The organism is Oceanobacillus sp. NCCP-135, from assembly GCF_059698015.1.
In genome coordinates this window covers 20,285-42,532 of the sequence record NZ_BAAKSZ010000026.1, presented here as the reverse complement: position 1 = coordinate 42,532, position 22,248 = coordinate 20,285, and the positions used below count along the sequence as shown (strand labels likewise).

23 protein-coding genes and 1 pseudogene are annotated in these 22,248 nt (G+C 39.6%); all 24 read left to right on the top strand.

Annotation, left to right across the window (positions count from 1 at the left end; genetic code table 11):
• Nucleotides 1-140 precede the first annotated feature (140 nt).
• The 24 genes and pseudogenes from prfA to atpG all read left to right on the top strand — a co-directional run bounded on the left by prfA (nucleotide 141) and on the right by atpG (nucleotide 22,224).
• A complete protein-coding gene (gene prfA / locus AC6HVZ_RS15815) occupies nucleotides 141-1,211 on the top strand; it encodes a peptide chain release factor 1 (protein ID WP_497559145.1) in 1,071 nt (356 codons plus the stop codon).
• Nucleotide 1,212: 1 nt separating this feature from the next.
• Entirely contained in the window at nucleotides 1,213-2,067 is an 855-nt protein-coding gene (gene prmC, locus AC6HVZ_RS15810; protein ID WP_497559144.1) for a peptide chain release factor N(5)-glutamine methyltransferase, read from the top strand.
• Between the two features lie 366 nt (nucleotides 2,068-2,433).
• Nucleotides 2,434-3,039, top strand: coding sequence for a stage II sporulation protein R (gene spoIIR, locus AC6HVZ_RS15805; RefSeq protein WP_497559143.1), 606 nt, complete (start codon nucleotides 2,434-2,436; stop codon nucleotides 3,037-3,039).
• Nucleotides 3,040-3,110: 71 nt separating this feature from the next.
• Nucleotides 3,111-3,512, top strand: a complete 402-nt coding sequence (locus tag AC6HVZ_RS15800) for a GNAT family N-acetyltransferase (protein WP_497559142.1) — start codon at nucleotides 3,111-3,113, stop codon at nucleotides 3,510-3,512.
• Nucleotides 3,513-3,741: 229 nt separating this feature from the next.
• The gene (locus AC6HVZ_RS15795) at nucleotides 3,742-4,767 is read left to right on the top strand and encodes an L-threonylcarbamoyladenylate synthase (RefSeq protein ID WP_497559141.1); all 1,026 of its coding nucleotides are present in this window, start codon (nucleotides 3,742-3,744) and stop codon (nucleotides 4,765-4,767) included.
• A gap of 170 nt (nucleotides 4,768-4,937) precedes the next feature.
• Nucleotides 4,938-5,489 carry a manganese efflux pump MntP gene (locus AC6HVZ_RS15790; protein WP_497559140.1) on the top strand — a complete coding sequence of 184 codons (552 nt, stop codon included), beginning with the start codon at nucleotides 4,938-4,940 and terminating at the stop codon, nucleotides 5,487-5,489.
• Between the two features lie 241 nt (nucleotides 5,490-5,730).
• The gene (locus AC6HVZ_RS15785) at nucleotides 5,731-6,336 is read left to right on the top strand and encodes a low molecular weight protein arginine phosphatase (RefSeq protein WP_497559139.1); all 606 of its coding nucleotides are present in this window, start codon (nucleotides 5,731-5,733) and stop codon (nucleotides 6,334-6,336) included.
• Between the two features lie 15 nt (nucleotides 6,337-6,351).
• Nucleotides 6,352-7,644 (top strand): methyl-accepting chemotaxis protein, encoded by a 1,293-nt coding sequence (locus AC6HVZ_RS15780; RefSeq protein ID WP_497559138.1) that lies wholly within the window; start codon nucleotides 6,352-6,354, stop codon nucleotides 7,642-7,644.
• 156 nt (nucleotides 7,645-7,800) lie between these two features.
• Nucleotides 7,801-8,238, top strand: a complete 438-nt coding sequence (gene rpiB / locus AC6HVZ_RS15775; RefSeq protein WP_497559137.1) for a ribose 5-phosphate isomerase B — start codon at nucleotides 7,801-7,803, stop codon at nucleotides 8,236-8,238.
• Nucleotides 8,239-8,263: 25 nt separating this feature from the next.
• Nucleotides 8,264-8,830 carry a TIGR01440 family protein gene (locus tag AC6HVZ_RS15770; RefSeq protein ID WP_497559147.1) on the top strand — a complete coding sequence of 189 codons (567 nt, stop codon included), beginning with the start codon at nucleotides 8,264-8,266 and terminating at the stop codon, nucleotides 8,828-8,830.
• A 324-nt stretch (nucleotides 8,831-9,154) separates the two neighbouring features.
• The gene (gene glyA / locus AC6HVZ_RS15765) at nucleotides 9,155-10,405 is read left to right on the top strand and encodes a serine hydroxymethyltransferase (protein WP_497559136.1); all 1,251 of its coding nucleotides are present in this window, start codon (nucleotides 9,155-9,157) and stop codon (nucleotides 10,403-10,405) included.
• Between the two features lie 528 nt (nucleotides 10,406-10,933).
• On the top strand, nucleotides 10,934-11,563 hold the full coding sequence (gene upp / locus AC6HVZ_RS15760; protein WP_497559135.1) for a uracil phosphoribosyltransferase: 630 nt from the start codon (nucleotides 10,934-10,936) through the stop codon (nucleotides 11,561-11,563).
• Between the two features lie 45 nt (nucleotides 11,564-11,608).
• Complete coding sequence (gene wecB, locus AC6HVZ_RS15755) at nucleotides 11,609-12,727, top strand: non-hydrolyzing UDP-N-acetylglucosamine 2-epimerase (protein WP_497559134.1); 1,119 nt, start codon at nucleotides 11,609-11,611, stop codon at nucleotides 12,725-12,727.
• A 186-nt stretch (nucleotides 12,728-12,913) separates the two neighbouring features.
• A complete protein-coding gene (locus AC6HVZ_RS15750; RefSeq protein ID WP_497559133.1) occupies nucleotides 12,914-13,075 on the top strand; it encodes a hypothetical protein in 162 nt (53 codons plus the stop codon).
• Entirely contained in the window at nucleotides 13,076-13,237 is a 162-nt protein-coding gene (locus tag AC6HVZ_RS15745) for a hypothetical protein (RefSeq protein ID WP_497559132.1), read from the top strand.
• Between the two features lie 33 nt (nucleotides 13,238-13,270).
• Nucleotides 13,271-13,732, top strand: a complete 462-nt coding sequence (locus tag AC6HVZ_RS15740; RefSeq protein WP_497559131.1) for a hypothetical protein — start codon at nucleotides 13,271-13,273, stop codon at nucleotides 13,730-13,732.
• A 20-nt stretch (nucleotides 13,733-13,752) separates the two neighbouring features.
• Nucleotides 13,753-15,927 (top strand): S8 family serine peptidase, encoded by a 2,175-nt coding sequence (locus AC6HVZ_RS15735; RefSeq protein ID WP_497559130.1) that lies wholly within the window; start codon nucleotides 13,753-13,755, stop codon nucleotides 15,925-15,927.
• A 1,048-nt stretch (nucleotides 15,928-16,975) separates the two neighbouring features.
• Entirely contained in the window at nucleotides 16,976-17,344 is a 369-nt protein-coding gene (locus AC6HVZ_RS15730) for an ATP synthase subunit I (RefSeq protein ID WP_497559129.1), read from the top strand.
• A 23-nt stretch (nucleotides 17,345-17,367) separates the two neighbouring features.
• On the top strand, nucleotides 17,368-18,090 hold the full coding sequence (gene atpB, locus AC6HVZ_RS15725) for a F0F1 ATP synthase subunit A (RefSeq protein ID WP_497559128.1): 723 nt from the start codon (nucleotides 17,368-17,370) through the stop codon (nucleotides 18,088-18,090).
• A gap of 103 nt (nucleotides 18,091-18,193) precedes the next feature.
• Nucleotides 18,194-18,406: a F0F1 ATP synthase subunit C gene (gene atpE / locus AC6HVZ_RS15720; protein WP_497559127.1), complete on the top strand. Its 213-nt coding sequence runs from the start codon at nucleotides 18,194-18,196 to the stop codon at nucleotides 18,404-18,406.
• Nucleotides 18,407-18,580: 174 nt separating this feature from the next.
• Nucleotides 18,581-19,084: a F0F1 ATP synthase subunit B gene (gene atpF / locus AC6HVZ_RS15715; RefSeq protein WP_497559146.1), complete on the top strand. Its 504-nt coding sequence runs from the start codon at nucleotides 18,581-18,583 to the stop codon at nucleotides 19,082-19,084.
• Nucleotides 19,081-19,626, top strand: a complete 546-nt coding sequence (locus AC6HVZ_RS15710) for a F0F1 ATP synthase subunit delta (protein ID WP_497559126.1) — start codon at nucleotides 19,081-19,083, stop codon at nucleotides 19,624-19,626. The genes atpF and AC6HVZ_RS15710 overlap by 4 nt, the downstream gene beginning before the upstream one ends.
• Before the next feature lie 18 nt (nucleotides 19,627-19,644).
• The gene (atpA, locus tag AC6HVZ_RS15705; protein ID WP_497559125.1) at nucleotides 19,645-21,153 is read left to right on the top strand and encodes a F0F1 ATP synthase subunit alpha; all 1,509 of its coding nucleotides are present in this window, start codon (nucleotides 19,645-19,647) and stop codon (nucleotides 21,151-21,153) included.
• A 214-nt stretch (nucleotides 21,154-21,367) separates the two neighbouring features.
• Nucleotides 21,368-22,224, top strand: a pseudogene (gene atpG, locus AC6HVZ_RS15700) (ATP synthase F1 subunit gamma).
• The last annotated feature ends 24 nt before the right edge of the window (nucleotides 22,225-22,248 follow it).

Sequence of the window (22,248 nt, the reverse complement as noted above, 5' to 3'; positions counted from 1 at the left end):
TCAAAAAAATAAAACCTTTATTTTTTTGCTCGTAAAACTAGAAAAGTGGCACATCGCAAAAAGCTCATTCAGGAATAATTTTGACCTGCTTAGCTGGGTGTATTATAATTATACTGTTAATCGAAAAAGAGGTGACCGTGATGTTAGATCGTTTGCAATCATTGGAAGATCGTTATAATAAATTAAATGAATTGCTCAGTGATCCGGAAGTTATTAGTGATAACAATAACCTTCGTGAATATTCTAAGGAGCAGTCTGGGCTGGAGGATGTTATTCAAACATATCGTGAATATAAAGATATATCTACCCAGTTGAAAGATGCAAAGGAAATGCTTGAAGATAATCTAGATGATGAAATGTATGAAATGGTGAAAGCTGAAATCTCAGAGCTTGCCGAGACAAAGGAAGATCTGGAGGAGAAAATGAAGATTCTGCTTCTGCCAAAGAATCCAAATGATGATAGAAACGTGTTTATGGAAATCCGCGGAGCTGCTGGTGGAGATGAAGCAGCGCTATTTGCAGGAGACTTATACCGGATGTACAGCCGCTATGCAGAGACCCAGGGATGGAAAATAGATGTAATGGAAGCACATTCAACCGGAGTTGGCGGCTATAAAGAGATCATTTTTATGATTAATGGAACTGGTGCTTATTCCAAGCTGAAGTATGAGAATGGCGCACATCGTGTTCAGCGAGTTCCGGAAACAGAATCTGGTGGTCGCATTCATACATCAACAGCAACAGTTGCTGTTCTTCCTGAGGCAGAAGAAGTTGAAGTGGAAATTCATGAGAAGGATATCCGTGTGGATACGTTTGCATCAAGTGGTCCTGGTGGTCAAAGTGTTAACACCACCATGTCAGCGGTTCGTCTGACACACGACCCAACTGGAATTGTTGTATCCATTCAGGATGAAAAATCGCAAATTAAAAATAAGGAAAAAGCAATGAAAGTGCTCCGTGCACGTATTTATGATAAATATCAGCAAGAAGCGCAGGCTGAATATGATGAAACTAGGAAATCAGCGGTGGGGACAGGGGATCGTTCAGAACGGATTCGAACCTATAATTTCCCACAAAACCGCGTGACAGATCATCGTATTGGTTTAACCATTCAAAAGCTTGATCAGATTTTGCAAGGGAAATTGGAAGAATTTATTGATGCATTGCTTGTCGAAGAACAAACGAAAAAACTCGAACAAATTGGTGGATAAAATGAAAAAACAATATGAAGTCCTGAAGTGGGCTTCTCTTTTTTTAGAAAAATATAATCGAGAAACTCATGTTGCAGAAATCTTGCTCCAGCACCATTTACAGGTAACCCGCTCTATGTTTTATATGATGATGCAAGAGCCTGTCCCTGAAACAGTGATCCAGCAATACCAGGCAGATATCACGAACCATGCATTGACGGCAATCCCAGTACAGCATTTAACGGGCAATGAAACGTTTTATGGACGGGAATTTTCCGTGAACAGTCATGTATTGATTCCTAGACCAGAAACGGAGGAGCTTGTCCAGCTTGTAATGAAAGAGCTTGCAAAGTCGAAGTTAAAAAGACCAATTATTGCAGACATTGGAACGGGTAGCGGAATTATCGCAATTACACTCGCACTTGAACTACCTGATGCTACAATATATGCAACTGATATTTCAGATGAAGCTCTGAAGATGGCTGAAAAAAATGCTGCTACCCTTCAAGCAGATGTGAATTTTCGAAAAGGTGATTTTCTACAACCATTAATTGATGAAACGATTAGACCGGATATGATTGTTTCCAATCCACCTTATATTGCAAAATCAGAATGGGATTCCCTTTCTGATACAGTGAAAAATTATGATCCTAAGCTGGCGCTTTTTGCAGAGGAAGATGGATTGGCTGCATATAAAAAAATAATTGATCAATCCAAAGCGTTGATTAATTCAGAAGCTATATTTGCATTTGAAATAGGTTTCAAACAAGGGCAAGCAATAACTGATCTCATCAAAAATGTCTACCCACTAACGGATGTGAAAGTTTTACAAGATATAAATAAAAAAGATCGCATTATCTTAGCTAATCTACCATAAACGTTATTTTTAACAAACTAAAAAACGTAACAAGCAGTTGACATATACAGACTTCTTGAATAGATAAATCAATTTCCTTATGAAGGTGCAGACACTGCCGAATTTTCCCTTGTCCTGCGGAAATAGTATTAGCCTGTGTGAAGTTCTCGTACTGTGGTATGGACAAGGACAAGGTTGCTTAACAGGATAACCTAAGACCTGCAAAGTGTATTTCAACTGCGGTAGTAGAAATACCATATAGTCTATAAAAACAGCTGAAATAAGTGCTCACGCTTCAAGGAAAATAATATTTTTATAGAATACTAGTTTAAAATCATCTACCCCTGCCCATACTGGTGATAAATTGATGGAAAGGGGAAAGTCAAGATGAAGAAACTAGTATTTTTTGCATTTATCTGTTTATTATTATTTTTTATAATGCCTCCACAAGGTGTCAGTTTAAAGGTAGATTCAGAGGATGATTATCAGGTAATTCCAGATGATGCCATTAGACTTCGCATTCTGGCAAATAGTGATAGTGAGGTTGATCAGCAACTCAAGCGAATTGTCCGTGATAGCGTGAATGAAGAGATTACCGATTGGGTGGAACATATAACGGATATTGAAGAAGCAAGAAAGCTGATACAGTCGCGTCTTCCAGATATCGAAGCTATTGTAGCAGAAGTATTGAAAGTAGAAAATAAAGCGAATGAATTTGCAGTGGATTATGGGAAAAACGTAACTTTTCCAATAAAACTGTATGGTTCCTATTTATATCCGGCAGGGGAGTATGAAGCTGTACTCATTACGATCGGTGAAGGTAAAGGCGCAAATTGGTGGTGTGTGCTTTTTCCACCGCTATGCTTTTTAGACTTTTCTAATGGAACGGCAGTGGCTGCAGCAGAAACCGATGAGCTGGAGGAAATAGAAGTAGAAGAGGAAGAAGAAACGGAGGTTAAATTTTTTCTATTTGAATGGTTTGATTGGTTATAGTTCTGATAGTTTGTGCATAAGATGATAGAAATGATGGGAAAACGATCAAAATAAAAATAGAGGTGAAAAAAGTGAAATTAATTCCGGCGCAGCAAGCTTCTGAAAATGAAATCGATCAATTCCTAACAAAAAGTCAAAATGTAGAAAAGGATAACCTGCTTAAGACGGGATATGTTGTGAAAATCCAGGATCAAATCGAAGGCTGCTTTATTTTAGAATGGATGGATGAAGGAGTTTATTGGTTAAAGCAACTCTACATTACACATTCTGAAGCTGCTAAACTCCCAGTATTGCTTGAGTCTATTTTAACATTAGCAAAACAGCTACAGGCAAAAAAGGTATATGTCCACAGCTATCAGCCGGTAGTGGATATATTGCTGGAAGCATTGCAGTTTTGTCCACAAAAAGAAAAGGTTTTCTCAGATAAGTACGATATGGATAAAGGTAGCTGGTGGGCCTATAGCGTTTCATAGGAGATATACACATTATCCACAAACACATGTTAATAACTTGTTAGAAAACTGTTAGTAATAATGTTGATTCGTGTATAAGATTGTTTACATGGTGGATAAATCATAAAAAGCCTGTGGATAACTATCTGCAGTTTTTTTTATTGCTTGTATATCCCATTATTGTCCCCATATTTTGCGAAAATGGTTCATATCCTCTAAAATGTAAAGTAGAAAAGGGGTAGCAGCAATAATGGAAACAAAACGATGGAATTTGCAAAATGAAAGAATAATCGATCAAGCATTGGCTATTGAAGAAGCGAGCGGGTTGTTATTAGCGGGGGAAACAATTGCTTTTCCGACAGAAACTGTTTATGGATTGGGGGCAGATGCAACAAATGAAATGGCTGTTGCAAAAATTTTCACGGCAAAAGGACGTCCACAGGATAACCCATTAATTGCCCATGTAGCTACAAAGCAGCAATTAAAACAGCTTGTGGATAACCTTCCTGCATATGCAGAAAAATTAATCGATACATTTGCTCCTGGACCATTAACGTTTGTGTTACCAGGTAATGGAACATGTGCAAAGAATGTTACAGCAGGCTTACACACGATTGCAGTGAGAATGCCTGACCATCCAGTTGCGCTAAAGCTGTTGGAATGCTGTGATATTCCGATTGCAGCACCAAGTGCCAATATTTCCGGAAAACCGAGTCCGACAACAGCGGATCATGTCTTTGCTGACTTAAACGGAAAAATTGCTGGTTTGCTCGACGGTGGAGCTACTGGAGTGGGATTAGAATCTACTGTGATTGATTGTACACAGGATATCCCCATAATTCTCAGACCTGGTGGAATCACAAAAGAGCAATTGGAGGAAGTAGTCGGACTAGCGATGATGGATCCTGCCATCGTAAATAATAGTGAAAAGCCTAAATCACCTGGGATGAAATATCGGCACTATTCGCCTGAAGTTCCATTATGGTTAATGAATGGTGCAGCTAATAATATGCAGTATTATATTGATCAGGAACAAAGCAAGAACAATCGAGTTGGTGTCCTTGCAAGTACAAATTCTGCGAAAAATTTAACAGCAGATGAAATCATCGCCCTTGGTACAAATATGAATGAAATTGCTGCCAATCTTTATGATGCATTACGCAGATTTAAACAAGGGGATGTGGATATTATTCTGTGTGAATCCTTCCCAGAAGCAGGGATTGGTCAGGCAGTAATGAATCGATTGAAAAAAGCAGCAAGTAAACAGTTGGATTAGCTTAACTACGGTACGTTGGTTTGCTAGCGTACCCTATAAGTGCGTGTTCAAACATCCTCTAACATAAAATAGAGGGTAGCTGCCAGTGGGAGTATTTCCAGTAGCTTTGTTATTCATATTCCTCTTTTGACGTGCATATATTTTAACAGCATGTCCTAGGGGGATGGTGGATGTCATATTTTATTGGTGAATTTGTCTCGTTATGTTTTTTGGCTATTGCATTAGGGTTAGATGCTTTTTCTATAAGTCTGGGACTAGGCATGCAACGACTACGGTTGAAACGAATTGCGTTAATCGGTATTACCATTGGATTATTTCATATCATCATGCCATTTATCGGAATTATTCTGGGAAAAGTAATCTCCATGCAAATCGGTCAATTAACTGCATTAGCTGGTGGTCTTTTATTAATAGGAATTGGTGCACAAATGTTCTTTTCTGCATTTAATCATCACATTAAAAAAATTATTCAACCAATTGGAGCAGGGTTGTTTTTCTTAGCTTTCAGTGTGAGTATTGACAGCTTTTCCGTTGGTTTAAGTCTTGGTATATCAGGAGTTAAAACAGCTCTTGCCTTATTCCTATTTGGTGCTGCGAGTACAATCCTTGCTTGGGCTGGAATGCTTATAGGCAAGAAAGTACATGGATTATTAGGTGCCTATAGTGAAATTTTGGGTGGAAGTATTTTATGTGGATTTGGACTAAAAATATTGTTTGGTTAAGACAAGGTTGGTTTTTTGCTGGATGAATGCAAAAGATCAGCCTTATTTTAATGGAGGGAAGGTTTCTTGAGGGTGATGAAAAAGATCAAATTGCTTCGTATGATATTTTTCAGGGTTTGCACCTACCATCGTACTTAAGGAAGAAACAATGGACCACTTTCTTTCAAGCTGATTTTTCCCTAACAAGATTTCTGATTATGTGATATATTTGATGTAAAGAAATTACGTTGGGGGTTCATCGATGAAGATTTTATTTGTCTGTACGGGAAATACGTGCCGGAGTCCAATGGCTGAGGCCTTGCTTAAAGAAAAAATGCCGGATGCAGAGGTACAATCTGCGGGAATTTTTGCTGGGAAAAATCAGCGGGCAAACCACAAGGCGATAGAGGCTTTGGCGGAATACCACATAACCTTCCATCATCTGTCCCAACCAGTTACAGAAAAGATTCTACACTGGGCAGATATTATTTTAACGATGACGACCCAGCACAAGCAATCATTAATCATGGAATATCCGAATTTTCAGGATAAATATTATACCCTTAAAGAATACGTTTCCGAAGCCGATAAAAAAGTATGGAATGAATTAAAACAGGCATATGCAAACTATGAAGAAAAACGATCACTATTTATCCAGGAAAATCAGCACAAGCTGGATAATACATTGCTTGATCAGAAACTGGAAAAACACTTGTATGACGATTTGCAAAATATTAAACGGCTAGAAGCAAATCTTATCAATTATGATATTTCTGATCCCTTTGGCGGTGATTTAAGAATCTATCAGGAAACGCTGAAAGAGATGGATAAATATATTGATCTATTACAGAAAAAATTAAATGATTAGGCGGGGGAAACGGAAATGGGGAAAAAATACCGATTTAGTCTACGGTTGAAATTAGTTCTTTTTTCAACGGTTTTAGCTATCATAACGTACACGTCCAGTGCGATATTTCTTTACTTTGTGTTTGATTATATCCAAGGCTACTGGCAGGTTTCGATGGAAGTGTTTACAATTATCACATTGATTCTGGGGATTATTTGGTCTGGTGTGCTTGCCTTTGCTGCTGCTGTTATGATTACAAGACCATTGGAGAAATTAGCAAAGGTCGCATCTCAGGCGGCGAGTGGGAATTTAAATCAAACGGTTGAAATGCCAAAGTCAGATGATGAAATCAGATCATTATCTTTAGCTTTTGATACGATGCTTAAAAATTTAAAGAATATGGTGCATAATATAGATATCCACTTTGAAAATACGAATAAATCAATTATCCATATGAAAGAAGCATCGAATCAGGTTGCACAGCATTCGTCACTGATCAGTGCATCGATTGACGATATTTCGAAAGGTGCAGAAAGCTCATCAGAAGCAATTCAAAACACGGCAGAAGCTGTTGAAGTTGCGACAGAGCTTGCAGGGGAAGTTCAACTGAAGGCAGGTCAATCCAAAGAGAAATCAACAACCATGCTTGACACGTTAAATACAAGTAAAGATGTGGTAAATCAACTGGTAGCAGGCATTCAGAAATTAGCTAGTGACCAGGAGCATTCATTAAAGGATGTCGACCATTTGAAACAAAATGCATTACAAGTGGAATCCATCATTTCAATGGTTGGAGAAATTGCAGAGCAGACCAATCTTCTTGCATTGAATGCATCGATTGAAGCGGCCCGTGCTGGTGAACATGGCAGAGGTTTTGCGGTTGTTGCCGAGGAGATTAGAAAATTAGCGGATGAGAGTGCACAAGCAGTGCAGCGTATTTCCGATTTGATTACAGCCATTCAGGATGACGTAAACAGGGTTGTTGGTAAAATCAACGATAATGTTTTAGCTGCAAAAAAAGAAGCAGAAAATGGTGCGAAAACAAATCATGCCATTGAGCAAATGTCAGGCTCTATCAATGATGTGGCTACAGAGATTGAAAGTATTTCCACCCTTGTGAACAAACAATTAGAATCAATCCAAGACACGGTAAGACAGTCACAGGAAGTTGCCGCAATTGCAGAGGAAACATCTGCGGGGACAGAGGAAGTGAACGCTTCCATTCAAGAGCAGGCAGCAACAATTGACAAGGTGGACGAGCTTGCCCATGAATTGGAAGATCAGGCTCAAAATTTAAATAAACAGATTAACCAATTTAACGTGGTTTAATGATTTCACAAAATATATGAGGTGGGAAGTTTAACTAGAAAATCGGCTATCACACCGTTTTTTTCAGTCTGACTTCTCACACTTTGGCATCTGGAAAGACGGTGCGAGCGTTCGAGTTTTTTTATCAATAACATCGATGAAAAAGGAGTGAATACAATGAAAGTAATTATTACAGGAGACCATGCGGGCATGACTGTTCGCAACGAAGTAAGAAGCTTACTAGAGGAAATGGGTATTGACTATGAGGATACGGGATGCAGCTGTGAAACATCTGTCGATTATCCAGATTATGCACTGCCTGCTGCTGAGCGGATTGCCAATGGTGAGTTTGACCGGGGAATCTTCATCTGCGGAACAGGGATTGGTATGTCGATTGCAGCGAATAAAGTAAAAGGTGTTCGATGTGCACTAACACATGATGTTTATAGTGCAAAATTAACCCGCCAGCATAATGATACAAACGTACTCGCAATGGGAGAACGCGTAGTTGGCCCAGGGCTGGCACGAGAAGTAGCTAAAGTATGGCTGGAAACTGAATTTGATGGTGGACGCCACGCAAATCGCATTGGAAAAATCACAACATACGAAGGATAAATGATCAGATGGCAGGTGAATGCGCATGATAGATTTCAATCAAAAGCTTAAAGAAAACACCGAAGCTCTAGTAAATGAATGGCTTACTAGTGAGTTTCTACACAAGGGAGATCTGTTTGTAATAGGTTGTTCGACAAGCGAAGTGGCAGGTGAACGTATTGGTACTTCTGGCAGTGAAGAAGTAGCTGCAGTGATTTTTGATGGATTAAAAAAGCTGCAGCAAAAAACGGGTGTTCATCTCGTTTTTCAATGCTGTGAACATTTAAACCGCGCATTAGTAATGGAAAAGGATATAATGCATGCACATCAGCTTGAAGAAGTTTCTGTAGTTCCAGTTCCATCAGCAGGCGGCTCAATGGCATCGTATGCGTATAAACAAATGGAAAATCCTGTTGTTGTTGAAAAAATTCAGGCCACTGCAGGGATGGATATTGGTGAAACAATGATTGGCATGCAGTTAAAGCATGTTGCAGTGCCGATACGTTTTCATAAGCGTTTTATTGGAAATGCCAGGGTAACGGCAGCCAGAACCCGTCCGAAATTAATTGGTGGTCAGCGTGCAAATTATAGTAAATCTATCGGTGAAGACTAACTGGATTTTACGGATGGAATGACGTATATCTAATGTGACTACAATTATGTTGAAACGGTAAAAACCCTTGGAAGATGATGCAAAAGGTACAGTTCGTAAAATGCACAAGAACCCACGATCTGTGAAACACGGCAGCTAGCTTAAATGGAACAACTATCTACTAAATAAAGTAGGGAGAATCGGTTTTGGGCTAAGGCGACTAAAGAAAAAACAGATAACAATTAAAAGATAAAAATTCAAAAGCTAAAGTGTATCCTGTGTAAAGACGGTGGATTTAGACCACGTATTTGTAAATTAAAATATACTATTTGGGAGGTTATACATATGGAATATGTAAAGCAAGCAGATCACGAATTGTATGAAGCAATTCAGGCGGAGAAAACGCGCCAGCAAGAGAAAATTGAATTAATTGCGTCAGAAAATTTTGTCTCTGAAGCGGTTATGGAAGCAATGGGTTCTGTTTTAACCAATAAATATGCAGAAGGCTACCCAGGGAAAAGGTATTATGGTGGCTGTGAGCATGTGGATGTCGTGGAAAATTTAGCGCGTGACCGTGTGAAGGAACTGTTTGGCGCAGCGCATGCGAATGTCCAGCCACATTCTGGTGCACAGGCAAATATGGCTGTTTATTCCAGTGTTTTAGAACCGGGTGACACAGTGCTTGGAATGAATTTAAACCATGGTGGTCACTTAACACATGGAAGTCCAGTAAATTTTAGTGGAAAACTGTATAATTTTGAAGAATATGGTGTGGAAAAAGAAACAGAACAGCTTGATTATGAAGTGGTTATGGCTAAAGCTAAAGAAGTAAAGCCGAAATTAATTGTTGCAGGTGCAAGTGCGTATTCAAGGGAAATTGATTTTGCCAAATTCCGTGAAATTGCCGATGCTGTTGAAGCATACCTCATGGTTGATATGGCTCATATTGCTGGACTTGTTGCGGCAGGCTTGCATCAAAATCCAGTTCATTATGCTGACTTCGTTACAACAACCACACATAAAACATTACGTGGTCCACGTGGTGGCGTCATCTTATGTAAAGAAGAATACGCAAAAAAAATTGATAAATCTGTATTCCCTGGCATGCAAGGTGGCCCGTTGATGCATGTGATTGCGGCAAAAGCGACAGCATTCAAGGAAGCATTGTCAGATGACTTCAAGACATATGCAAAACAGGTTGTTAGAAATGCTAGTGTATTAGGCGATGCACTTGTAAATGAAGGTGTTCGAATCGTCTCAGGTGGTACAGATAATCATTTGTTGCTCTTAGACGTAACGAAGCTGAACCATACTGGAAAAGTAGCTGAAAAAGTGTTAGATGATATTGGTATTACAACAAATAAAAATACAATTCCTTTTGATACAGAAAGTCCATTCGTAACAAGTGGTGTCCGGATTGGTACAGCAGCTGTTACTACACGCGGATTTGGTGAAGCAGAGATGAAGGAAATTGCGGCGATTATTTCGCTATCATTAAATAATCATGAAGATGAAGCAAAATTGAAAGAAGCAGCAGAACGTGTAAAAGCATTGACTGATAAATTCCCATTGTATGCTGATTCCGTATATGCTTAAGTGATCAGGATGTCCTCGAGGGAGGGCATCCTTTTGTCTGATGTTCTCAAATTTCAGCTAGAAGATCGGAAAGTAGCATTTTCATTTTTAAATTTTAGGCAGTGGGCGTATCTCAACACCTGAGTCGAGCAGAATCAGTGGGGAATGGTTGAATAGAGTGCTTCTCAACACCTGAAAGGAGCAGGATTAGAGGAGGATGGTTGAGTAGGACGCTTCTCAACACCTGAAAGGAGCAGGATTAGAGGAGGATGGTTGAGTAGGACGCTTCTCAACACCTGAAAGGAGCAGGATTAGAGGCAACCGGTTGAATAGAACGGCTCTCATGGTCCGATTGAAGCAGAAACTAGTGCAACCGGTCAAAGAGGATGCTACTCAATGTCCGAATCTTGCTGAATTAGAATCAACCGGTCGAAAAGAATGTTACTAAATGCCCAGATCTTTGGAATAAGCTTCACTTAGCTTGAAAGCTTGTCTTTTTTTCAGTACAATTTTAAAGATACATCAAATTAAAAGGAGTGATTTTACATTATGGGAAATGTTTTCGTTCTGGATCATCCGTTAATTCAGCATAAATTAACGTACATAAGGGATAAAAACACTGGAACAAAGGAATTTCGCGAGCTTGTGGATGAAGTAGCTATGCTGATGGCTTTTGAAATAACGAGAAATCTGCCACTGCAGAAAAAAACAATTGAATCACCGGTTATGGAAACAGAAACAAAAGTATTAGCTGGAAAAAAAATTGGTTTAATTCCTATTTTACGTGCAGGATTAGGGATGGTCGATGGGATGTTAAATTTAATTCCGGCAGCAAAGGTAGGGCATGTCGGTTTATATCGTGACCCTGAAACGTTAAAGCCTGTGGAATACTATATTAAATTGCCATCTGATATTTCAGAACGGGAACTAATCGTTATTGACCCCATGCTGGCAACAGGTGGTTCAGCAAATGATGCCATCCATTCTCTGAAAAAACGCGGCGCCCTGAATATTCGCTTAATGTGTTTAGTTGGTGCACCTGAAGGCGTAGAAGTCATTAAAGAAGAGCATCCTGATGTTGATATTTATTTAGCTGCATTAGATGAAAAATTAGATGAAAAAGGATATATCGTTCCTGGCCTCGGCGATGCTGGTGATCGCTTATTTGGTACGAGGTAATTTCTTCCCCTACTTAAGGGCATTATGAATTATGGAGTGACAAAATTGAGTAAACGTATGAAGGTAATGACAATTTTTGGGACAAGACCGGAAGCAATAAAAATGGCGCCACTGGTTCTTGAATTAAATAAGCGCTCAGAAGAATTTGATTCAATTGTAACGGTAACAGCACAGCATCGTGAAATGCTTGATCAAGTACTGAATATTTTCAACATAACACCAGATTATGACCTGAATATCATGAAAAAGCAGCAATCCCTTGCTCAAATTACAACCCGAGCACTTGAGGGGCTGGATGAAGTGATGAAGGAAACGCAGCCAGATATCGTTTTAGTTCATGGTGATACCAGTACTACATTTGTGGCCTCTCTTGCTGCTTATTATAATCAAATAGCTGTAGGGCATGTCGAAGCAGGCTTAAGAACGTGGGATAAATACTCTCCATTCCCAGAAGAAATGAATCGGCAGTTGACAGGTGTCATGGCAGATTTACACTTTTCACCAACGGAAAAGTCAAAACAAAATTTATTGGATGAAAATAAGCCGGCTGATCGTATTTTTGTCACAGGAAATACAGCAATTGATGCATTGAAAACAACGGTTGATGAAGCGTATTCCAGTCCAATGATTGATGCGTTGGGTGATAAACGACTTGTTTTAATGACCGCACATCGCAGGGAAAACCTTGGCAGCAATATGCAGCAAATGTTTCGTGCAATCAAGCGTTTGGTTGAAACACATGATGATATACAGGTAATTTACCCGGTGCATTTAAATCCGGTTGTTCAGCAAACTGCAAATGAGATTTTAGGAAATGATGATCGGATTCAATTAATCGAACCACTTAGTGTCGTAGATTTTCATAACTTCGCAGCACATGCCCATTTGATTTTAACCGATTCAGGTGGTGTGCAGGAAGAAGCGCCATCACTGGGGGTTCCTGTATTAGTATTGCGTGATACAACAGAGCGCCCAGAAGGAATCGAAGCTGGAACATTGAAATTAGCCGGTACGGATGAGGATACGATCTTCAACCTGGCCCATGAGTTATTATCGGATGAAAAGGCTCATGTCAAAATGGCAAAAGCCTCTAATCCGTACGGTGACGGGGAAGCATCCCGCAGAATTGCCGATGCGATTGGGCAATATTTCCAGAAGCAATAATTAAAGCAATACGAAATGAAATAAATTAGCTGCTATCTCCAGAGATGAGGTAGCAGCTTTTCTATTGCAATTAAATTCTATCGCTTGCCGATCAACTATCTCAAGATTTTTTTATTGAAAATACATAATAAAATTCGAAATATTATGATATAAATGATATAGTTAAAAGTAGAGGAGTGGATAAAATTGACAAAAGCACAGGCAATGCATATCAACTATGATAGCCTGGAAAATAAGGAGCGAATTGCCAACATGATCAATGAAGGCGGTATTGGCGTTGAAGCACATTATTCCTATGAACATGTTAATCAAACAGACCAGCAAAACCATGAGCAAACAAACAAATGATTGAATGATTATCCTAGCGAACTAGCTAGGAATTTTTTTATTTTTGGTATCGATAACAGTAATATCGCTCTGAACGTGCGGATATCGCCAGGAGAGCGGAAATATCGCCGGGAGCGAGAGATATCGCCAGGAGAACGAGGATATCGCCGGGAGCGAGCGTAATATCGCCAGGAGAGGGAGGATATCGCCGGGAGAATGGAAATATCGCCAGGAGAACGAGGGATATCGCCGGGAGCACGAGAGATATCGGCGGGAGCACGAGAATATCGGCGGGAGAGCGGAAATATCGCCCGGAGCACGAGAGATATCGGCGGGAGCACGAGAATATCGGCGGGAGAGCGGAAATATCGGCGGGAGCAAGAGGATATCAGCGGGAGCACGAGAGATATCGGCGGGAGAGCGAGAATATCGGCGGGAGAGCGGGGATATCGCCCGGAGCACGAGAATATCGGCGGGAGAGCGGAAATATCGCCCGGAGAACGGAAATATCGCCCGGAGAGCGAGAGATATCGCCCGGAGCACGAGAAATATCGGCGGGAGAGCGGAAACACCCGCACCCCGCACCCCGCACCCCGCACCCCGCACCCCGCACCCCGCACCCCGCACCCCGCACCCCGCACCCCGATGTATATTTTCATCCCTTTCTCCAAATGCTAACATAAAAAAGGAGTCCACCAATGCGTTTTTTTTCATATATACTAGCTGCAATTATAGTTTTAACAATCTCCCCAGCAATTACACGGGCAAACGAAAATGACCTTCAATCAATCATCATTGAAGTGGAGGGTGATCCGCAAGAACATAAGGAATATATTGAAACCTATCACCCTTTTATTAAAGTCATGGCATTATATGAGAAACTTTTTAATGGATTGGCATTACAAGGTTCGCCTGATAAACTGGCAAAAATGGAATCGCAGGATTTTATAAAGGCAATTCACACAGTCCAAACCTATCAAACAACTTCACCGTTAATTTCAACTCCAGCTGCAAAACAAACAAATGCAGTTATTCCATCTGATCTAAATACGACAAACTTTACTGGAAAAGAAATAAAAGTTGGGGTTATTGATACAGGAATTGATTATAATCATGCCGATTTAATTTCAAATTATATTGCCGGCTATGATATGGTAGACCTTGATGAAGACCCGATGGAAACAATTCCGGAGCAAGGCCCTCCAACATTACATGGCACACATGTTGCTGGTATTATTGCTGCAAACGGAGAATTAAAAGGTGTGGCGCCAGATGCGGAAATTTATGCTTATCGCGCACTTGGCCCAGGGGGATCAGGAACATCTGTCCAGGTTATCGCAGCAATGGAACAAGCAGTTGAAGATGGTGTTGATATTATGAACCTTTCATTGGGAAACGCTGTAAATGGACCTGATTATCCGACAAGCATGGCAGTTAATCGTGCCGTAGATCTTGGGATTTCAGTTGTCATAGCAAATGGAAATAATGGACCAAACGAATGGACAGTAGGCTCACCAGCTACTGCATCTAAAGCACTTTCTGTTGGAGCAAGCACCCCACCTGAGCAGATCCCATATTTATATGAATCATTATTGAATAAATCGATCCAACTTATGCCAATGACTGGTTCTGCTGCATGGGACTTAGAAAAATCATACCCAATTGTAAATGCAGAAAGCGAAATAAATTTACATGGCAAAATAGCACTTTTTGCCCGAAATGATGTCCCTTTTTATGAAAAAGCGAAACAAGCGGAAGAGGCTGGTGCAATTGCTGTAGTGATTTATAACAATGAAGATGGAATTTTTCAAGGAATGGTTGAAAATAGAAATCCAATTAACATTCCTGTAGTAGCAATCTCCAAACAAGATGGCGAATGGTTGAAAAACCAAATGCAAAATTCCTCTTTTCAAATGGAAACAGCATACAAAAAAACAACGAGCACGATAGCGGATTTCAGTTCGCGTGGTCCTGTAACGGTTAACTGGGATATCAAGCCTGATGTGCTCGCACCTGGAACAAATATTTTAAGTACGGTTCCTGGCGGTTATCAGGAGTTGCAAGGAACAAGTATGGCTGCACCGCATGTTGCAGGTGCGATCGCATTAATAAAAGAAGCGCATCCTGAATGGACAACAGAACAAATTTTTGGAGCGATTAAGACAACTGCACAACGAATGGAGACGGAAAAAGAAGAAGTCCTGGAGCCAATTATTCAAGGTATGGGGAAAATTCAAGTCGATCAAGCAATTAATACAAATACAATAATTCATGATCCACTCCTTTCTTTTGGGAAAATAAATGCTTACAAGGAAGCAAAAACGATAGACTTAACGATTGAAAATACGACAAATCAAACGCAAAGCTATACCTTTGATATCCCATTAAAGAAACAAGGGATTACCTGGGAGCTGCCAAAAACATTTCAAATTGAAGGGGGAAATCGCAAAACATTGCCGATCGAACTCGATATAAACTCTTCTCAATTAAATGAAGGAATACATCAGGGATGGCTTACATTACACCAAGATAATGAGGAGTTTCATTTGCCTTACTTATTTGTCAATAAGTCAGCGGATAATCCGAAAGCAATGGGTTTTGAATTTTCATTAAAACCTTTTTCTGATGATATACTCACATATCAATTATATGTGACAGATCCAACAGCACGTGTAGAAGTAGATTTATACGACCCCGATACACTAATGTTTGAACGGAATTTATTAATGCTAAATAATATAAAAATCGGGATGAATGAAGGGGAACTAAAAAAATCAGAATTAGGCAGCCCTGGACATTATAATGCACTAATCACGATTTATCTGGAAAACGGGCAATATGAAAGTTATGAAACCGTCCTGTATATCGAGTGAGCGGGGAACCGCAAATAGTAAATGAATATGATTTTATATAAATGCTTTTTTCGTAAGTTTTATAGCAATGCGAATTAATCTTCGCAGTAAATATAAAATGTTATATTTGTTCTGACCTAGAAAAATATATTATACACTTATTCGACTGTGTTTCAACCTTGTTTGGTTGTAGAAAGACATGTAATGCGCCCGTTCGCCCCCTGCATCAATTGGGCATCGAGAGCATTTCGTGTAACTATTAGCAACAGATTTCTTCAAGTTCTAATGACCACACATTGCGTTTATGGAACTATTACTCACGTCGTCCTTTACTTTATATCAATTATGACAAAAACAACAAAGCACTTCGCTGGGACGAGAAATCGCAGTCCCAAAGCACTTCGCTGGGACGAGAAATCGCAGTCCCAAAGCACTTCGCTGGGACGAGAAATCGCAGTCCCAAAGCACTTCGCTGGGACGAGAAATCGCAGTCCCAAATCTTTTCGCTAGGACGAGAAGTTTGCATTCGAAAAGCCTTTAAAAGCCAGTCTCGAAAAATTGTCGAAAAACAGCACTTGTTCACAGAAATGTCACTTAATAGATGTGGCGTTTCCTATATAATAATAAACAGGGTTTCTTACTGTTTCCAAAATCTGATTCATTGCGAAATCCTCATGGAAAATAATGAAGAAAGTGGCAGCTAAAGAAAATGTAAAACATCCTTTAAACCAATTGACAACAAGGTGGGGCTATTGTACACTAATTTAGTGTGGAATGATAGGGGTTACAATATGCTATGATAGTTATGTTTATTTTAGATGAAGATAAATACATCATACATCGAAGCATTCTACAATACTGTGATTAATCTCACATTTTCTTCATTTTTTATATGTGAAAAGAATCGACTCTCAGGAGAAAAAGCATCAAGTACATAAAATGTCGAATTCCACTAACATAGCTTACTTTAAATTCAACAGCTATACGTAGTAATCAGACAAGCCCTTATCGATGTAAAATAAGATTGGTTGTGCTATGTTTGTTCGAAATTACAGGAGAAGAGGGAACTATGTCGGAATATGAAAATATGATAAAACGTCAACGGAAGTGGATGTTCTACCTTCTCGCAATACTGGTACTGGGCGCTGGGTTTACGCCGTATACTCGTGTTTTTCTCGGACTGCTTTTAGGGAGTGTTGTCAGTTTTTATAACTTATACCTTCTGCAAAAGAAAATTGTCGATTTCACAGATGCAGTGGCTAAAGAGGAAAAAGCCAGAGGTCTTGGGACTTTATCAAGATTTGCAGGTGCTGCATTAGCAATAATAATTGCTCTGCGTTATGAAGCGGAAATACATATTATTGCTGTTATAATAGGATTAATGACATCCTATCTGGTCATTATGATAGATATTGCATTGTTTAGAAACAAGGATTAGTGCTGAAGAGAGGGGTGAATAAATTGGATCATGGAGCACCAGTAATAGACAATATATTTGGGATATCCTGGCTGAGTGTTAATTTATCGAATGTACTCATGATTATCGTGACTTCCTTAATTGTGTTTGTGCTTTGCTTATTAGGTGCGAAAAAATTGCAGATGAAACCAACCGGCGCTCAAAATTTCATGGAATGGATTCTTGATTTTGTAAAGGGAATCATCAATGATACGATGGGCTGGAAAACCGGGAAGTTATTTCTGCCGTTAGCACTGACATTATTTACATACATTTTAGTTGGTAATCTATTAGGGGTTATAACAAATGGTGTATTTGGTGGTGAGGTGTGGTGGAAATCGCCAACTGCTGATGCGGGCATAACATTGACTTTATCAGGAATGGTGATTGTATTAACACACTTTTATGGAATTAAATTACGGGGTGGAAAAGAATATGTTAAAGATTACTTCCGTCCGATTCCGATTCTATTTCCAATTAAGCTTATTGAAGAATTTGCGAACACACTAACACTCGGTTTACGTCTGTTTGGGAACTTGTATGCCGGTGAAGTTCTGCTCGCATTGCTGGTAGGATTAACCACTTCCGGTGCATTAGGTTTCATTGGTGGGGCAATTCCATTCTTAGCTTGGCAAGGGTTTAGTGTATTTATTGGAGGAATTCAAGCATTTATCTTTACAATGCTGGCAATGGTTTACATGTCACACAAAGTTAATGAGGAACATTAGAAGAACATCCACTATAATTGTTAATTAACCAGTTTTAATAGAATACCTGTTAAAACCGGAATTATTAAAAACTTTTACAACTATCTTGAGGAGGATTTATATTATGGGAGCTTTAGCAGCTGCGATCGCAGTAGGATTAGGTGCACTAGGTGCTGGTATTGGTAACGGTCTAATCGTTAGTAAAACAGTTGAAGGGATTGCTCGTCAACCAGAATTAAAAGGTCAATTGCAAACAACCATGTTCATTGGTGTTGGTCTAGTTGAGGCTGTTCCGATCATCGGTGTGGTTATTGCACTAATGGTAATGGGGAACTAAATAATCGTTAAACTTTTAATGGCGAAGATTATCTTCCATAAGAACCTTCGCCGTTGTTTATAATTCAAACATGTGAACACTTTTCAGGGAAATAATAATGACAAACTATACATGTAATATTCACTATTGAAAGTGAAAGGAGTGAATTCTGTGCATACATTCACAGGTTTTCCGATGATATATGCAGCGCTTGGCGGTCTTCATGTAATAGATATGGCTGTACAATTATTCTTCTTTATTGTATTGCTGCTTTTAGTGAAGAAGTTCGCTTGGGGCCCGGTAATGAATATGATGCAAAAGCGTGAAGCATATGTGGCAGGTGAAATTGAAGCTGCAGAATCAAGCCGCGCTGAAGCAGAGAAAGCTTCCAAAGAGGCATTGGAACAATTAAAACAAACCAAACAAGAAGCACAAAAAATGATTGAAGATGCTAGAAATGCTGGGGTAAGACAAGAACAGGATATTATTGAATCAGCACGCTCAGAAGCTACACGTATTAAAGAAGCGGCACAGGCTGATATTCAAAATGAGAAAGAAAAAGCGCTTCAGGCATTGCAGGATAAAGTTGCGTCATTATCTGTTCTTATCGCAAGCAAAGTAATTGAGAAAGAAATTAGTGCACAGGATCAAGAGAAATTGATCAATGACTATATTAAAGAGGTAGGAGAAGAGCTATGAGTGAAGCAGTAGTTGCCAAACGTTATGCAGAAGCTCTTTTCCAACTTGGAGTTGAAAAGAATACACTTGAACAGCTGGTTGATGAACTGAATGTCGTTCAAGAAGTTTTCAAAAATAATAAACAACTGGATACATTCCTGAAGCATCCCCGTATTAATAATGAGAAAAAGAAACAGTTTCTTAAGGAAGCGTTTCAAGGTCTAAACGTAGATACGATCAATACAATTCAATTACTGGTTGATCGCTATCGAACCGAGATTATTCCATCCATTATTGACCATTTTATCCATATGGTAAACGATGCAAAAGGAATTGCAGAAGCGCAAGTTTACACTGTTCGTGAACTGTCTGATGCTGAAAAAAAACAACTGGAGCAATCAATTGCAAAACGTTTTAATAAGTCGCATGTCAGACTAAAAACGATTATAGATGCTTCCATCATCGGTGGTGTAAAAATCCGTGTTGGAAATACAATCATTGATGGTTCTATCAGCAGAAAGCTAAAACGGATCGAACGGGATATTGTAACTGCAAACAAATGATGATAGGGGTGAAATGGTATGAGCATTAAAGCTGAAGAAATCAGCACACTGATAAAACAGCAAATCGAAAATTTCGATGCGGAAATTGAAGTAAATGATGTCGGAACAATTATTGAAGTTGGGGACGGTATCGCACGTGCTCATGGCCTTGATAATGTTATGGCCCAGGAGCTTGTTGAATTCCCAAACGGTGTGATGGGATTAGCGCAAAACCTGGAAGAAAGCAATGTAGGTATCGTTATTTTAGGACCATATGCAGACATTAAAGAAGGCGATGAAGTTCGTCGTACAGGTCGTATCATGCAAGTACCTGTTGGTGAGGAAATGATTGGTCGTGTAGTTAACCCACTTGGACAGCCAATTGATGGCAAAGGACCAGTAAACACTACAAAAACTCGTCCAATTGAGTCACCAGCACCTGGTGTTATGGCTCGTAAATCAGTTGATGAACCATTGCAAACGGGGATTAAAGCAATTGACGCGCTTGTGCCAATCGGTCGTGGTCAGCGTGAGCTTATTATCGGGGATCGTCAAACAGGGAAAACAACAGTTGCTATTGATACGATTCTAAACCAGGCAGACCAGGATATGATTTGTATTTATGTAGCAATTGGACAAAAAGAATCAACAGTAAGAGGCACGGTAGAAACTTTCCGTCGTTATGGTGCGTTGGATTATACAATTGTTGTAACTGCAGGGGCATCAGATCCGGCTCCATTATTATACTTGGCACCATATGCAGGTGTAACAATGGGTGAGGAATTTATGTATAAAGGCAAACACGTACTTGTAGTATATGATGACTTATCAAAACAGGCAGCTGCATACCGTGAGCTTTCCTTGCTATTACGTCGTCCACCAGGTCGTGAAGCTTTCCCAGGGGATGTATTCTATCTACATTCACGTTTACTTGAACGGGCAGCAAAATTAAGCGACGCATTAGGTGGCGGTTCTTTAACAGCACTGCCATTTGTTGAAACTCAAGCAGGCGATATAGCTGCATATATTCCAACAAACGTAATCTCAATCACCGATGGACAGATCTTCCTGCAATCAGATCTATTCTTCTCGGGTGTTCGACCAGCGATTAACGCAGGACTTTCTGTATCACGTGTTGGTGGTTCTGCGCAAATAAAAGCAATGAAAAGTGTTGCGGGTACATTGCGTCTTGACCTAGCATCGTATCGTGAACTGGAAGCATTCTCACAATTCGGTTCAGACTTGGATAAGGCAACAAAAGCAAAACTAGACCGTGGTCAGCGTACGGTCGAGGTTCTTAAGCAGGGCTTGCATAAACCATTAGTAGTTGAAAAACAGGTTATGATTCTTTATGCATTGACTAAAGGATTTTTGGATACTATTCCAGTGGAAGATGTTACTCGTTTCGAAGCAGAATTCCTTATTTGTTTAGACAGTAATCGTGCGGAATTGCTTAAATCTATTCGTGAATCTGGCAAGCTTCCAGAAACTGAGGATCTGAATGATGCTGTTGAATCATTTAAGAAAACATTCTTACCAACAGAGTAATGAATATAAATGGATTGGCAGATAAGGAAATATAACTACTTGCTTACTGCATAAGTGCAACAAAGGCATACGCTAAAGCGTTTAGCGTATCTCAAGTTTTCTAAAAGTAATATTTACAGAGATTGGAATAGTGAATCATGGCTACAGTTTTTCTGCAGGCTAGTCACTTAAGATTCCTGTTTCTGACCTCTGTTAGAAAGTGTGGTGAAAAAGCTTGGCATCACTAAGAGATATTAAGGGTCGAATGGATTCGACAAAAAAACAAAACAAATAACTGCAGCAATGGAAATGGTATCTGCTTCTAAAATGAGTAAAGCAGAACAAAATGCAAAAGCATATGTGCCATATAGTGAAAAAATACAGGAAGTTGTAGCAAGTATTGCGACAAATAACACAGATGTTTCACATCCAATGCTCCGTAAACGTGCAGTAAAAAAGACTGGTTATCTGATTGTTACAGCAGATAAAGGGCTTGTGGGTGCGTATAACAGTAATGTCCTGAGGCATTTGCAGCGGACGATACAGGAGAAGCATACATCAACTGATGAATATACAGTTATTGCTGTTGGTCGTAAAGGCTATGATTTTTGTAAAAAAAGAAATATACCAGTAGCTAAAAGTATGATCGGACTTGCCGATCAACCAAAATTTGCAGATATTAAAGAGCTTGCGGCAGAAACGGTACAGATGTATATTGATGAAGAAATTGATGAGCTGATCATTTTATATAATCATTATGTGAGTGCTATTTCACAGCAAATAACAACGAAAAGTTTATTACCAATTACGGATATAGAAACAAGCGGCTCTGGCAGCCAATACGAATATGAGCCGGATCAGCAGCAAATTTTAGAAGTACTTTTGCCACAGTATGCGGAAAGTTTAATTTTTGGTGCATTACTTGATGGTAAAGCAAGTGAGCATGCGGCGTCAATGACAGCGATGAGAAGTGCAACAGATAATGCAGAAGATCTTATCGACGAATTAGAATTGTCTTATAACAGGCAACGCCAAGCAGCTATTACACAGGAAATCACAGAAATTATTGGTGGAGTAGCTGCACTGGAATAGCTCCTCACCAGGGATAAGTATGTA

What these genes read in the sequence shown, in the direction of transcription:
- atpA (WP_497559125.1), top strand. Translation starts at nt 19,645, where the DNA reads ATGAGCATTAAAGCTGAAGAAATCAGCACACTGATAAAACAGCAAATC.
- AC6HVZ_RS15730 (WP_497559129.1), top strand. Translation starts at nt 16,976, where the DNA reads ATGTCGGAATATGAAAATATGATAAAACGTCAACGGAAGTGGATGTTC.
- AC6HVZ_RS15710 (WP_497559126.1), top strand. Translation starts at nt 19,081, where the DNA reads ATGAGTGAAGCAGTAGTTGCCAAACGTTATGCAGAAGCTCTTTTCCAA.
- rpiB (WP_497559137.1), top strand. Translation starts at nt 7,801, where the DNA reads ATGAAAGTAATTATTACAGGAGACCATGCGGGCATGACTGTTCGCAAC.
- spoIIR (WP_497559143.1), top strand. Translation starts at nt 2,434, where the DNA reads ATGAAGAAACTAGTATTTTTTGCATTTATCTGTTTATTATTATTTTTT.
- glyA (WP_497559136.1), top strand. Translation starts at nt 9,155, where the DNA reads ATGGAATATGTAAAGCAAGCAGATCACGAATTGTATGAAGCAATTCAG.
- atpE (WP_497559127.1), top strand. Translation starts at nt 18,194, where the DNA reads ATGGGAGCTTTAGCAGCTGCGATCGCAGTAGGATTAGGTGCACTAGGT.
- AC6HVZ_RS15735 (WP_497559130.1), top strand. Translation starts at nt 13,753, where the DNA reads ATGCGTTTTTTTTCATATATACTAGCTGCAATTATAGTTTTAACAATC.
- AC6HVZ_RS15790 (WP_497559140.1), top strand. Translation starts at nt 4,938, where the DNA reads ATGTCATATTTTATTGGTGAATTTGTCTCGTTATGTTTTTTGGCTATT.
- AC6HVZ_RS15785 (WP_497559139.1), top strand. Translation starts at nt 5,731, where the DNA reads ATGAAGATTTTATTTGTCTGTACGGGAAATACGTGCCGGAGTCCAATG.
- prfA (WP_497559145.1), top strand. Translation starts at nt 141, where the DNA reads ATGTTAGATCGTTTGCAATCATTGGAAGATCGTTATAATAAATTAAAT.
- upp (WP_497559135.1), top strand. Translation starts at nt 10,934, where the DNA reads ATGGGAAATGTTTTCGTTCTGGATCATCCGTTAATTCAGCATAAATTA.
- atpF (WP_497559146.1), top strand. Translation starts at nt 18,581, where the DNA reads ATGATATATGCAGCGCTTGGCGGTCTTCATGTAATAGATATGGCTGTA.
- AC6HVZ_RS15770 (WP_497559147.1), top strand. Translation starts at nt 8,264, where the DNA reads ATGATAGATTTCAATCAAAAGCTTAAAGAAAACACCGAAGCTCTAGTA.
- AC6HVZ_RS15740 (WP_497559131.1), top strand. Translation starts at nt 13,271, where the DNA reads ATGGAAATATCGCCAGGAGAACGAGGGATATCGCCGGGAGCACGAGAG.
- prmC (WP_497559144.1), top strand. Translation starts at nt 1,213, where the DNA reads ATGAAAAAACAATATGAAGTCCTGAAGTGGGCTTCTCTTTTTTTAGAA.
- AC6HVZ_RS15780 (WP_497559138.1), top strand. Translation starts at nt 6,352, where the DNA reads ATGGGGAAAAAATACCGATTTAGTCTACGGTTGAAATTAGTTCTTTTT.
- AC6HVZ_RS15795 (WP_497559141.1), top strand. Translation starts at nt 3,742, where the DNA reads ATGGAAACAAAACGATGGAATTTGCAAAATGAAAGAATAATCGATCAA.